The sequence below is a fragment of the Dokdonella sp. genome, assembly GCF_051958935.1.
Classification (GTDB): domain Bacteria; phylum Pseudomonadota; class Gammaproteobacteria; order Xanthomonadales; family Rhodanobacteraceae; genus Dokdonella_A.
On record NZ_JBQCFP010000107.1, the window covers coordinates 1 to 12,894 of the forward strand.

Sequence of the window (12,894 nt, forward strand, 5' to 3'; positions counted from 1 at the left end):
CGAACCTCGCCCAGGCCGAGGCCGCGCGCGCGACCGCGCAGGCGGCGCTCGATCTCGCGCTGCAGGACCAGCGCAATGCCCTCGTGCGCGCGCCGATCGACGGCGTCGTCGGCGACCGCCAGGTCGAAGCCGGCGATTACGTGCAACCCGGTTCGCGCCTCATGACCGTCGTGCCGCTCGATGCGCTCTACGTCGTCGCCAACTTCAAGGAGACGCAGACCGCGCGAATGATGGTTGGCCAGCGCGCGCGCGTCGCGGTCGATGCGTTGCCGGGCGAGACGCTCGCGGCGCGCGTCGACAGCTTCGCGCCGGGTTCCGGCTCGCAGTTCTCGCTGCTGCCGTTCGAACCCGGCACCGGCAACTTCACCAAGATCGTGCAGCGCGTACCCGTGCGCATCCGCTTCGATCCCGACCAGCCCGCTCTCGCGCGCCTGCGCGCGGGGCTGTCGAGCACTGTCACCGTAAGGCTCGATCCGCCCGCGAACCAGCAGGCCGCGCGCTGAACTCCCTCGGCGCAGGTGCGCCGCATTCCCCACGAAGGACACCCGCATGAAGATCCAGGGCAGTACCGCATTCGTCACCGGCGCCAACCGTGGCCTCGGCCAGGCCTACGCGAAGGCGCTCCTCGACGCCGGCGCGCGCAAGGTCTACGCGGCCGCGCGCGACCCGACGACCGTCACGCTCGCCGGCGTCGTGCCGGTCCGACTCGACGTCGACGACGCGGCGCAGGTCGCCGCCGCCGCGCGCGAATGCGCCGACGTAGACCTCGTCGTCAACAACGCGGGGGTCATCGGCAGCACGCCGCTGCTCGCCGACGACGGCGAAGCGGGGCTGCGCCGCGTGCTCGAAACCAACCTGCATGGCATGCACCGGGTTAGCCGCGCGTTCGCACCGGTGCTCGGGCGCAACGGCGGCGGCGCGCTCGCCAACATGCTGTCGGCACTCAGCTGGATCAGCCTGCCGCAGTCGGGCGCGTATTCGGTCTCCAAGGCCGCGGCGTGGGCGCTCACCAACGGTCTGCGCCACGAGCTGCGCGCCCAGGGCACGCTCGTCGTCGCCGTGCATGCAGGCTACATCGACACGGACATGGTGAAGAGCGTCGATGCGCCGAAGGCGAAGCCCGAGGACATCGCGCGCGCGGTGCTCGCGGGGATAGAGGCCGGCGCGCCCGAAGTGCTCGCCGATGACACCGCGCGCCACGTCAAGGCCGGATTCGGCGCGACACCGTCGGTCTACCTGGGCTGACCCGGGGCCGCGCGCCGCCTTCGGCTGGGGCCGCGCGGCTTGATCGACGTCAAGGCGGTGCGGCGCGGAATGCGGATCATCGCATCCATGAACCCGCATCCCGTTGCCGATACCTTCGATCGCGACCTCGTCGCCCGCTACGACGTCGGCGCGCCGCGCTACACCTCGTACCCGACCGCACCGCACTTCCGCGAGAGTTTCGGCGAAGCCGACCTGCTGCGCGCGATCAAGGCGTCCAACGGCGATCCAATCCCGCGCGACCTGTCCGCCTACGTGCACATCCCGTTCTGCCTGTCGCCGTGCTTCTACTGCGGCTGCGCGCGCATCGTCACGCGCGACAAGGCCAAGGCGGCGACGTACCTGCCGCGCCTGTATCGCGAGATCGAACTCGTCGCACCGCGCTTCGATCGCGACCGCCCGCTCGCGCAGCTGCACTTCGGCGGCGGCACGCCGAACTTCCTCGACGTCGAGCAACTGCTAGAGCTGATCGAATCGCTCGGCCGCCACTTCTCCTTCAGCCGCGACGCCGGGCGAGAGTTCGGCATCGAAATCGATCCGCGTTTCTGCGGCGAGGACTACGCCCGTCAGGTCGCCGCCGCCGGCATCAACCGCGTCTCGCTCGGCGTGCAGGACTTCGACCCCGACGTGCAGCGCGCGATCAACCGCATCCAGAGCGTCGAGGAGACGGCCGCGGTGATGGCCGGCGCGCGCCACGGCGGCGTGCGCTCGATCAACATCGATCTCATCTACGGCCTGCCGCGGCAGACCCCCGACTCGTTCGCGCGCACGCTCGAGCAAGTCGTCGCGTTGCGCCCCGAGCGGATCGCCGCATACGGCTACGCGCACCTGCCCGAACGCTTCAAGGCGCAGCGGCAGATCGACAAGTACGACCTGCCGGACGCGAACACGCGCCTCACCCTGCTTCAACAGACGGTCGAAGCGCTGACCGCGGCGGGCTACGTGCACATCGGCGTCGATCATTTCGCGCTGCCCGGCGACGACCTCGCGCAGGCGCTCGCCGCGGGCACGCTGCAGCGCAATTTCCAGGGCTACTCGACCCATGCCGCGTGCGACCTCATCGGCTTCGGCATGAGCGCGATCAGCCATGTCGGCGACACCTTCAGCCAGAACGCGAAGGATCTGGTCGGCTACTACGCGATGCTCGACAACGGTCGCCTGCCGGTCGCGCGCGGGCTGCGCCTCGGCGACGACGACCGCGTGCGCGCCGAGCTGATCCAGCAGCTCATGTGCACGGGCGACCTCGACGTCGCCGCGTTCGAGGCGCGTCACCTGGTCGACTTTCCGCGCTATTTCGCCGGCTCGCTCGCCCAGCTCGCGCCGCTCGTCGGCGACGGCCTGGTCGAGTGCACGCCCGCGCGGATCTCGGTCACCGCGCGCGGCCGCTACCTGCTGCGCAACATCGCCCGGTGCTTCGACGCCTACGCCGGCCATCCGCAAATCCGCTACTCTCGCGCGGTGTGAACGCACTGGCGTGGAGGACGCGTCCATCGATGGACCACGACCGCAGCGGCGGCCGCCTCGCCGTGCGCAATCCGATCGCGAACGACGGCGACGAGTACCGCTTTTGCTCCACCTGTGCGTTCGGCGCGGTCTGCGTCGGGCGCGGCGTCGACAAGATCGCACTGCACGACCTGCACTGCCTCGTCGAGCACGTCGGGCCGTACCGCGCGGGCGAGGCGATCTTCCGTACCGGCGATGCGTTCACCGCGATCTACGCGGTGCGCTCCGGCACGGTGAAGACGCGCCTGGTCGATCTCGAGGGACGCGAACTCGTGCTCGGCTTCCACCTGCCGGGCGAGCTGATCGGCCTCAATGCGATCCATCCGGAAGCCTACCCCTGCGACGCGGTCGCGCTCGACACGGTCGAAGTGTGCCGCTTCTCGTTTCCGGCGCTGGCGACGCTGGCCACGCGCATCCCCGAGATCCAGCAGGAACTCTTCCGCCGGCTCAGCAAGGACATCGGCGACAACGCGCTGCTCGCCGGCGATTACTCCGCGGACGAGCGGCTCGCCGCATTCCTCGTCATGCTCGGCCAGCGTTACGCCGACCGCGGTTTCCCGGTCAACGCGCTGCACCTGGCGATGTCGCGTGGCGACATGGCCAATTACCTGCGCCTCGCCGCGGAGACGGTCAGCCGCGTGCTGCGCCGCTTCCAGGACCACGGCCTCATCCGCGTCGACGGCCGCGAGGTCGCGATCGCGAAGCCGGCCGAACTCTACGCGCTCGCACGCCCGATCCTGCAGCGCTGACCGCAAAGTGCCGTTCGCGCTGAGCGCAGCCTGCGAAGCGGCGGAGTCGAAGCGCATGTCGGCGAGGCAACGGACCTTCGACTCCCGCCTGCGGCCTGCGCTCAGGGCGAACGGATGACCCGTCGCGCGTGCGGTGTTTTCGTGGGAGCGGCTTCGGCCGCGCCGGATCCGCCGCCGTGTCCCAATGACCGCCACGTCCCCCGGCGCCGCCGGATTGATCCACGTCAGGGCAACCCTCATGCGTCAGCGGCACGATCGCGGCGCCACCTATGAGGAGTGTTGCGATGTCCACGACGACCCGTCTATGGATCGCCCTCGGCAGCCTGCTCGGCGTCACGTTCGCCGTGCTGCTGTGGATGGGCCGCGAGATCTACCACCAGGCGCCGCCCATGCCCGAACGCGTCGCCACGCCGAGCGGGCAGGTGCTGTACACGCGCGCCGATATCGAAGCCGGGCGGCAGGTCTGGCAGAGCATCGGCGGCCAGCAGCTCGGCTCGATCTGGGGCCACGGCGCGCTGATCGCGCCCGACTGGAGTGCCGACTGGCTGCACCGGGAAGCGGACGAGCTGCTCGGCATGTGGGCGCGCCGCGACGACGGCACCGCCTGGGCCTCGCTCGACGAAGGCCGCCAGGAAGCGTTGAAGGCGCGCCTGCGAAAGGACCTGCGCAGCAACACCTATGACGCGACGAACGGCACGATTACCGTCTCGGACGATCGCGCGATCGCCATCTCCAACGTCGCCGCGCACTACGAAAGCCTGTTCGGCAACGATCCGGCCACGGCCAAGCTGCGCGAAACGTATGCGATGCGCGACGGCACGGTCGACACGATCGAACACCGCCGCGAACTCACCGCGTTCTTCTTCTGGAGCAGCTGGGCCGCGGTGACCACGCGCCCTGGCGCGGCGATGAGCTACACGAGCAATTGGCCGTACGACCCGGTCGTCGGCAACACGCCGACCCCGAGCGCGTTCCTCTGGACCGTGTTCAGCGTGCTCTTCATGATCGCCGGCATCGGCCTGCTCGCCTGGCACTACGCGGTCTGGCATCGCAACGAACCGCATCTCGCGCCGCCCGCGACCGATCCGCTCGCGGGCCTCCAGATCACGCCGTCGATGCGCGCGACCGCGAAGTACTTCTGGGTCGTCATCGCGCTCTTCCTCACGCAGATCCTCCTCGGCGCGGTCACCGCGCACTACCAGGTCGAGAAGGACTTCTACGGCATGGCGATCTCCGAGGCGCTGCCGTATTCGCTGTCGCGCTCGTGGCATACCGAACTCGCGGTGCTGTGGATCGCGACGGCGTGGCTCGGCACCGGCCTCTACATCGCGCCGGCCGTATCCGGCCATGAACCCAGATTCCAGCGCCTCGGCGTCAACTTCCTCTGGGGCTGCCTGCTCGTCATCGTCGTCGGCGCGTTCGCCGGCCAGTGGTTCGCGGTGATGCAGAAGCTCGGCCTCGCGAACAACTTCTGGTTCGGTCATCAGGGTTGGGAATACGTCGACCTCGGTCGCTTCTGGCAGTTGTTCCTGTTCGTCGGGCTCGTGCTCTGGCTCGTGCTCATGGGCCGCGCGCTCTGGCCCGCGCTGCGCCGCAAGGACGACCTCGCCTCGATCGTAGGGCTCCTGTTCCTCTCGACGGTCGCGATCGCCGCGTTCTACGCCGCCGGCCTCATGTGGGGGGAGCACACGCACATCGCGGTGGTCGAATACTGGCGCTGGTGGGTCGTGCACCTCTGGGTCGAAGGCTTCTTCGAGGTGTTCGCGGTCGCGGTGATGTCGTTCCTGTTCGTCAAGCTCGGCCTCGTGCGCGCACGCACCGCGACCGTCAACGTGCTGTTCGCGACGATCGTCTTCATGGCCGGCGGCGTGCTCGGCACGTTCCATCACCTCTACTTCGCCGGCACCACGACCGCGGTGATCGCGCTCGGCGCATCGTTCTCCGCGCTCGAGGTCGTGCCTCTCGCGCTGATCGGCATGGAAGCGTACGAGACCTGGTCGCACGGCCGCGCGACGCCGTGGATGGCGCGCTACCGCTGGCCGATCATGTTCTTCCTCGCGGTGTCGTTCTGGAACCTCGTCGGCGCGGGCCTGTTCGGCTTCCTCATCAACACGCCGCTCGCGCTCTACTACATGCAGGGCCTCAACCTCACGCCGCTGCACGGCCACACCGCGCTGTTCGGCGTCTACGGCATGCTCGGCCTCGGCCTCATGCTGTTCTGCCTGCGCGGCCTGCGCCCCGACGTGGCGTGGAGCGAAGGCCGCCTGCGCGGCGCGTTCTGGTCGCTCAACATCGGCCTCACCCTGATGGCGCTGCTCACCCTGCTGCCGCTCGGCGTGCTGCAGCTGTCGGCCGCGCTCGAGCACGGCTACTGGTTCGCACGCTCCGAGCACTTCATGGACCAGGCGATCGTGCACCTGCTGATCTGGATGCGCATGCCCGGCGACACGATCTTCGCGGTCGGCGCGCTGCTGTTCGGCTGGTTCGTGCTGCGGCTGTGGATCGCGCCGCGCAAGGCGTCGGCGCGCATCGGCAGGGCTGTGCAGGACCGCGGCTGACTGCGCGTGCACGGGACTCGCCCTTTGGGCGCGGCCGAGGCCGCGCCCTTTTTCTGCGGCGGCCCGATTTTTTCCGTCTCTCGACACGCGGCGCAGACATGCCGAAGCGTCGACACGAGGCATCCAAATGTCGGACGAGCATTTCATCGACATGTGTGGCCCGACATGTCGATGCGGCACGCCATTGTGCAAACCAAGCCGCCGCCACGGGTGCGGGCAGGGACCGCGCCGCATGGCCTGCCCGCCCTTCGCGGAAACGGCCCCCTGGCGCACTTGACGCCGGTCAACGCGCCGCGCGCGGGCGCCGCGCATGCTCGCGGCGACCCTCCTGAAGCGACCGCCATGATCTCCGTGCACATTCCCGCGGCGTACGCGCACGATCGCGTGCTCGATGCCTGTTTCCTCGGTCCGTACGGCGAGAACGATGCGCTGCTCGAAAAGCTGCTGGTCGAGTTCCTGCGCGACCACGTCTACTGGCGGCGCAACTTCCATCCGGAGGATCCGCCGGCCATCGGCACCGGGGCCGCGCAGGATCCGGAGTTCCTTGCATTCGAGGCGCGCATGCGCCGCGAACTGCACCAGCTGTCCGCGGCGCTGAAGCGCTCCGTGCCGTTCCACAGTCCGCGCTACATCGGCCACATGGCGTCGGACCTGCTGCTGCCGGGGCTCGCCGCGCACATGCTCGCCCTGCCCTACAACCCGAACAACGTGAGCGAGGATTCGGCGCCGGTCACGATCGACATGGAGGTACAGGTCGGCCTGCAGCTCGCGCGCATGCTCGGCTACGTGCACGACACGACGCGGCCCGACTGCGCGTTCGGCCATCTCACCTCGGGCGGCACCACGGCGAACGTGCAGGCGCTGCGCCTTGCGCTCGCGATGAAGGCGTTCCCGGTCGCCCTCCGCGCGGCCGCCGTGCCGGACATCGCGTTGCCCGAGGACGACTGGCACGCGTTCAACCTGTCGTCGTCCGACATCATCGCGTTGCGCGAGGCGTGGCTGGCCTGGCTCGGAACGCGTCCGCCGGCCGAACGCGCGCAGTGGCATGCGCGGGTCGAGGCGCTGCGCATCGAGTCGCTGGGAATCGCCGGTTTCCTCACCGCGCATCGCGAACTGCGCGTGCCGCGCGTGCTCGCGCCAATCACGGCGCACTATTCCTGGAGCAAGGGCGTGAAGCTGCTCGGTCTCGGCCGCGCCCAGCTCGACCTGCTGCCGACGCGCGGCATGCGGCTCGACGTCGATGCGCTGGAGGAACGCCTCGAGCAGTGCGCGCGTGCGCACGAGCCCGTGCTCATGGCGGTCGCCGTGCTCGGCAGCACCGAGTACGGCACGATCGACCCGGTCGACGGCATTCTCGCCGCGCGCGAGCGCAGCCGCGCTCGCGGGCTCGACTTCGCGGTGCACGTCGATGCGGCCTGGGGCGGCTATCTCGCGACACTGTTCCGCAATGAGGATGGCTCGCTGCGTCCACAGGCGGACGTCGCCGGCGACTTCAGCCATTTCCCCTCGCCCGCCCTGCACGCCGCGTTCGGCGCGCTCGGCGGCACCGATTCGGTCACGGTCGATCCGCACAAGCTCGGCTACCTGCCGTTCGGCAGCGGCGCGTTCGTCTGCCGCGACCACCGCGCGATGGAACTCCTCGCCGAACGCGCCGACTACGTGTTCCACGGCGATGCGGCGACGGATTACGCGACGCGCGCGCGCAGGCTCGGCCAGTTCGTCGTCGAAGGTTCCAAGTCCGGCGCGGCCGCCGCCGGCGTCTACGTCGCACACAAGGTGCTGCCGCTCGACCATCGCCACTTCGGGCGCCTGTCGCGCGCGACCGTGCGCGCCGCGGAGGCGTTCCACGCCCGCGCGCTGCGCTTCGCCAACGATGCCGCGGGGTGCCTGCACGCGCGCATCCCGTTCGAACCGGACAGCAACCTCGTCTGCCTCGCGCTCAATCCCTGCGGCAACACCTCGCTCGCCGCCGCGAACGCATTCATGCGCCGGCTGGCGGCGGCGCTGCGCAGCGATCCGCAACGGCCGCTGCAGGCGGTCGAGTTCTTCGGCTCGACGACGACCTTGCGCCCCGACCTGCTCGGCGCAGAGGAGGCGTCACGCATCTTCCGCTCGCTCGGCCTCGATGGCGCCGCGGACGAACCGCTCGTGATCCTGCGCCACACGCTGATGAACCCGTACCTCGTCGACGACGAGAACGGCATCAGCTACATCGACCGCTATTTCGATTTCCTCGCGCGCTGCACCGCGGCGCTGCTCGCGAAGGAACGCGCGGCATGAGCACCGCGATGTCCGACGCCGGCCGCGTCTGGGTGCACGGCGCGATCGATGCGCTCGAACGCGAGGCCGCGCGCTCGGCCGACACGCACCTGCTGAAGATCGACCTGCCGGGCTTCCCCGGCATCGACGTCTATTTCAAGGACGAGGCGGCGCATCCGACCGGCAGCCTCAAGCATCGCCTCGCCCGTTCGCTCTACCTGTACGCACTCTGCAACGGACGCCTGCGCGAGAGCCAGGCGGTCGTCGACGCGTCCTCGGGCAGCACCGCGATCGCGGAAGCCTGGTTCGCGCGCCTGCTCGGCCTGCGTTTCACCGCGGTCATGCCCACGTGCACGGCGCCGGCGAAGATCCGCGCGGTCGAAGCGCTGGGCGGCACCTGCGATCTCGTCGATGATCCGGCTGCCGTGCGCATACGCGCCCGCGCGCATGCGGCGGACGGCGCCTGTGATCTCGACCAGTTCGGTCTGGCCGAACGCGCGACCGACTGGCGCGGCAACAACAACCTCGCCGAGTCGATCCTAGGCCAGCTCGCGCGCGAGCCGCAACCACGCCCGGCATGGATCGTCTGCGGCGCGGGCACCGGCGGCACCTCGGCGACGATCGGCCGCTACCTGCGCTATCGTCGCCTGCCGACGCGCCTGTGCGTGGCCGAACCGCTCGGCGGTGCGTTCGCACACGGCTGGGATGGGCGCGACTCGGGTGCGTGCGCGAGCCGCTCGACCGTCATCGAAGGCATCGGCCGGCCGCGCGTCGAGCCGGGCTTCCTGTTCGACGTCGTCGACCGCGTCGTCGAAGTACCCGATGCCGCCTCGATCGCCGCGATGCACCTGCTCGAGGCGCTGCTGGGCCGCCGTTACGGCGGCTCGTCGGGCACGAATTTCGTGGCCTGCCTGCAACTCGCCGCGGCGATGCGCGCGCGCGGCGAGCGCGGCAGCATCGTGAGCCTCCGCTGTGACCGCGGCGAACGCTACGCCGAAACGCTGTTCGACCCGGGCTGGCTCGCCGCGCGCGCGCTCGACGCCGCGCCGTGGCGCACCGCCTTGCTCGCGTGCATCGAGGACGGCGGCTGGCGCGAGGCATGACGTTCCACGACCTGCGCACGTTCTCGCCGCGCTCGAATGCGAGCGCGACCTCGTGCGCGTCGCCCTCACGGTCGACCCGCACCTCGAATCGACCGTGCCGTGCCGGCGCGCCTTGCGCGAAAGCGGCCCGGCGCTGCTGATGGAGCGGCCGCCCGGATCCGACCCTGCGCTGCCCGGCAACCTGTTCGGCCATCGCCGCCGCATCGAAAACGCGCTCGGCGGCGGGCGCTCGCGTCGCTGCGCGAGCTCGGCTGCCTGCTCGCCGCGGTGAAGGAGCCGCGCTGGCCGGCGAGCTGCGCGATGCGCTTGCGCAATGCCCCGAGTTCGCGCAGCTCGCGCACGTCGCGCCGCAGGCGGCGCGTGACGCGCGCGTCCTCGACGAAGGGCGCGAGTGGGCGTCGATTCCGTGGGAGCGCCAGGAGTAGCGATGCCCCTCGGCCTCCGCTCCCGCCCCTCACCCCGGACCCTCAGCCTTCTCCCCCAAGCAGCGCCCGCACCTCCCGCACCTGCGCCTGCAGCGCCTCGTACGAACGCCGCCACTCGCCTTCGCGCGGGGTCGCGCGCTCGAAGCGCAGCAGAGCGGCGGCCGCGGTGTCGCGCTGTGCACGCAGGCGCGCGATCTCGGCGAGGGCGGCCTCGTGTTCGTCACGGCCGATGAAATACACCTTGCGGTCGCGGCAGACGCCGATGCAGGTCTGCGGTGCTTCGATCTTGCCGCAGCCGATGCATTGCCACGCCTGGATGTACTCGCTCATCGCAATCACCTCGCCCTCGGCGCCGCAGGATGCGGCGGCATCGCCCCATGCGCCTTGACCGGAGTCATCTGCACGCGATCGCACCGATCGGCGCACGCAACGGCTGCTGGCACGGCGAAGGAGGCATGCGACGCGAAGACGCGTCGGCCCGACCGATCAACGGATCCGATCAACGGATCCGATTCGCGGATCAAATCCGCGCATCAAATCCGCGCATCCGATCCGCCGCACCACCCGCCGTCAGCGCGAGCGCGCCGGCAGCATCCGCAACAACGTATTGTCGCGCAGCAGGTAGTGGTGATAGAGCGCGGCGACCGCGTGCACGCCGACGAGCCAGTAGCCGATCGTGCCGATCGTCTCGTGGACCTCCTCGACCGAGTGCGCGAACGCCTTGTCCGGCGCGACCAGCGGGGGCAGGTGCAGGCCGAAGAACGGGATCGGCTTGCCGTCCGCGCTGAGCGCGAGCCAGCCGAGCAGCGGCATCAGCACGAGGAACGCGTACAGCAGCCCGTGCATCACGGTCGCGAGATGGCGTTGCCAGGCGATCGCCGGCGGCGACGGCGACCGCGTCGCGAAGCGGATCGCCATGCGCACGAACACCAGTGCGAACACGGCGAGGCCCAGCATGAAGTGCCAGGCCTTCATCGCATCGCGCGCGTCGCTGCCCTTCGGATAGAGGCCGCGCAACTCGATGCACGCATATACCGCGATCAACAGCACGAGCATCAGCCAGTGCATCGCGATCGACAGCGGGCTGTAGCGATCGGTGCGGGCGTTCGTGGCCATCGGATCCTCCTCGCAAATCGCGCTAGGCGCGCATGAACACCAGGCTCGCGTTGGTGCCGCCGAAACCGAAGCTGTTCGACATGACCGAACACAACGGCGCCTCGCGGCTCTCACGCACGACCGGGAAACCCTGCGCTCGCGGGTCCAGCTCGTCGATGTTCGCCGAGCCGGCCATGAAGCCTTCCCGCAACATGATGAGGCTGTAGATCGCCTCGTGCACGCTCGCGGCGCCGAGCGAATGGCCACTCAACGCCTTGGTCGAGGACAACGGCGGCACGTCGGCGCCGAACACGGCGCGCAGCGCATCCAGTTCGACGATGTCGCCGAGCGGCGTCGCGGTGCCGTGCGTGTTGACGTAATCGATCGGCGCATTCGCGCGAGCGAGTGCCATGCGCATGCAGCGCGCGGCGCCCTCGCCCGACGGCGCGACCATGTCGGTGCCGTCGGAGGTGACACCGTAGCCGACCAGCTCGCCATGGATGCGCGCGCCGCGCGCCTTCGCGTGCTCGTAGTCCTCGAGCACGAGCATGCCGCCCCCGGCGGCGATGACGAAACCGTCGCGACCGGCATCGTAAGGCCTGGAAGCCGCATGCGGCGCATCGTTCCATGCGCACGACAGCGCACCCATCGCGTCGAACTGCGCGGTCATGCCCCAATGCAGCTCCTCGCCGCCGCCCGCGAACACGATGTCCTGCGCGCCGTGCCGGATCAGGTCGGCCGCGGCGCCGATGCAGTGCGCGGAGGTCGCACAGGCCGCCGAAATCGAGTAGCTCACGCCGAGGATGCCGAATGCGGTCGCGAGTGTCGCCGATACCGTCGAGCACATCGTGCGCGGCACCATGTACGGGCCGACGCGGCGCACGCCTTTCGTGCGCACGAGGTCGCCCGTCTCGATCTGCCATTGCGCGGAGCCGCCACCGGATCCGGCGACGACGCCGATGCGCGGATGGCGGATACGCTCGAGCGCGAGCCCGGCGTCGGCGATCGCGTCGCGCATCGCGACCCAGGCGTAGGCCGCGGCGTCGCCCATGAAACGGCGCGTCTTGCGTTCGATCGCGGCGTCCAGATCGATCGCCGGTGCGCCGGCGACCTGGCTGCGCAGGCCGATCTCGGCGTATGCGGGCATCGCACGCAGGCCGCTCACGCCTTCGCGCAGCGCACGAGCGACATCGGCGACCGCGTCGCCGAGGCTCGACACGATGCCCATTCCCGTCACCACCACGCGGCGCATCAGAACGCCTCCGTCGACTGGAACAGGCCCACGCGCAGGTCCTTGGCGACGTAGATGAGACGGTCGTCGACGTAGGTGCGGCCGTCGGCGACGACCATGCGCAGGCGCCCGCGCACGAGCCGCGTGATGTCGATGACGTAGCGTACGAGCCGCGCCTGGCGCAGCACCTGGCCGGTGAAGCGGACTTCGCCGACACCGAGCGCACGGCCGCGCCCGGGCTCGCCGAGCCACGGCAGGAAGAAGCCGGCGAGCTGCCACATCGCGTCGAGGCCGAGGCAGCCGGGCATGACCGGATCACCCTCGAAGTGGCAGCCGAAGAACCACAGGTCCGGGTGGATGTCGAGTACGGCTTCGAGGCAGCCCTTGCCGTGCGTGCCCCCGTCTTCGTCGACGCGCGTCACGCGGTCGAACATGAGCATCGGCGGCGCCGGCAGGCGCGCATTCGCGGCGCCGAACAACTCGCCTCGCGCGCAGGAGAGCAGTTGCTCATGGTCGAACGTGGAAGGTCGGGACATGGACGCGGGCCGGAAGGGGAATCGCCCCCGAGTCTCCCGCCTCGCGCGCGTGTGCACCTTGATGCAGATCAAGCCCGCCTCGGGCGTTCGTCCTGCGGCGCCCAACCCGGCGCGTGCGTGCGACGCGCTTCGCGCGCCGCCCGCACCAGGCGCGCACCGCGGCCGCGCAGGT

At 70.1% G+C, this 12,894-nt stretch carries 12 protein-coding genes; 8 read left to right on the forward strand and 4 right to left on the reverse strand.

Going from position 1 to position 12,894, the window contains the following annotated elements:
- The 8 genes from ACTHK2_RS10105 to ACTHK2_RS10140 form a co-directional block, all read left to right on the forward strand.
- Positions 1-503 (forward strand): HlyD family efflux transporter periplasmic adaptor subunit (locus ACTHK2_RS10105; RefSeq protein WP_440245583.1); only part of this gene is annotated, 503 nt, incomplete at its 5' end.
- Positions 504-549: 46 nt separating this feature from the next.
- Positions 550-1,245 (forward strand): SDR family oxidoreductase, encoded by a 696-nt coding sequence (locus ACTHK2_RS10110; protein ID WP_440245584.1) that lies wholly within the window; start codon positions 550-552, stop codon positions 1,243-1,245.
- 87 nt (positions 1,246-1,332) lie between these two features.
- Positions 1,333-2,727 (forward strand): oxygen-independent coproporphyrinogen III oxidase, encoded by a 1,395-nt coding sequence (hemN, locus tag ACTHK2_RS10115; RefSeq protein WP_440245585.1) that lies wholly within the window; start codon positions 1,333-1,335, stop codon positions 2,725-2,727.
- Positions 2,728-2,756: 29 nt separating this feature from the next.
- Positions 2,757-3,515 (forward strand): helix-turn-helix domain-containing protein, encoded by a 759-nt coding sequence (locus tag ACTHK2_RS10120; protein WP_440245586.1) that lies wholly within the window; start codon positions 2,757-2,759, stop codon positions 3,513-3,515.
- A 284-nt stretch (positions 3,516-3,799) separates the two neighbouring features.
- Complete coding sequence (locus tag ACTHK2_RS10125; RefSeq protein WP_440245587.1) at positions 3,800-6,073, forward strand: nitric-oxide reductase large subunit; 2,274 nt, start codon at positions 3,800-3,802, stop codon at positions 6,071-6,073.
- Positions 6,074-6,415: 342 nt separating this feature from the next.
- Positions 6,416-8,353 (forward strand): pyridoxal phosphate-dependent decarboxylase family protein, encoded by a 1,938-nt coding sequence (locus ACTHK2_RS10130; RefSeq protein WP_440245588.1) that lies wholly within the window; start codon positions 6,416-6,418, stop codon positions 8,351-8,353.
- Entirely contained in the window at positions 8,350-9,435 is a 1,086-nt protein-coding gene (locus ACTHK2_RS10135) for a PLP-dependent cysteine synthase family protein (RefSeq protein WP_440245589.1), read from the forward strand. The genes ACTHK2_RS10130 and ACTHK2_RS10135 overlap by 4 nt, the downstream gene beginning before the upstream one ends.
- A 52-nt stretch (positions 9,436-9,487) precedes the next feature.
- Entirely contained in the window at positions 9,488-9,706 is a 219-nt protein-coding gene (locus ACTHK2_RS10140) for a hypothetical protein (protein WP_440245590.1), read from the forward strand.
- Between the two features lie 196 nt (positions 9,707-9,902).
- Here ACTHK2_RS10140 and ACTHK2_RS10145 read toward each other — a convergent pair whose 3' ends face one another.
- The 4 genes from ACTHK2_RS10145 to fabA form a co-directional block, all read right to left on the reverse strand.
- A complete protein-coding gene (locus ACTHK2_RS10145; RefSeq protein WP_440245591.1) occupies positions 9,903-10,190 on the reverse strand; it encodes a hypothetical protein in 288 nt (95 codons plus the stop codon).
- A 240-nt stretch (positions 10,191-10,430) separates the two neighbouring features.
- Positions 10,431-10,976: a cytochrome b gene (locus tag ACTHK2_RS10150; RefSeq protein ID WP_440245592.1), complete on the reverse strand. Its 546-nt coding sequence runs from the start codon at positions 10,974-10,976 to the stop codon at positions 10,431-10,433.
- A 22-nt stretch (positions 10,977-10,998) separates the two neighbouring features.
- Positions 10,999-12,207, reverse strand: a complete 1,209-nt coding sequence (locus tag ACTHK2_RS10155; RefSeq protein ID WP_440245593.1) for a beta-ketoacyl synthase N-terminal-like domain-containing protein — start codon at positions 12,205-12,207, stop codon at positions 10,999-11,001.
- Positions 12,207-12,722 (reverse strand): 3-hydroxyacyl-[acyl-carrier-protein] dehydratase FabA, encoded by a 516-nt coding sequence (gene fabA, locus ACTHK2_RS10160; RefSeq protein ID WP_440245594.1) that lies wholly within the window; start codon positions 12,720-12,722, stop codon positions 12,207-12,209. Before fabA ends, ACTHK2_RS10155 begins: the two co-directional genes overlap by 1 nt.
- Between the last annotated feature and the right edge of the window lie 172 nt (positions 12,723-12,894).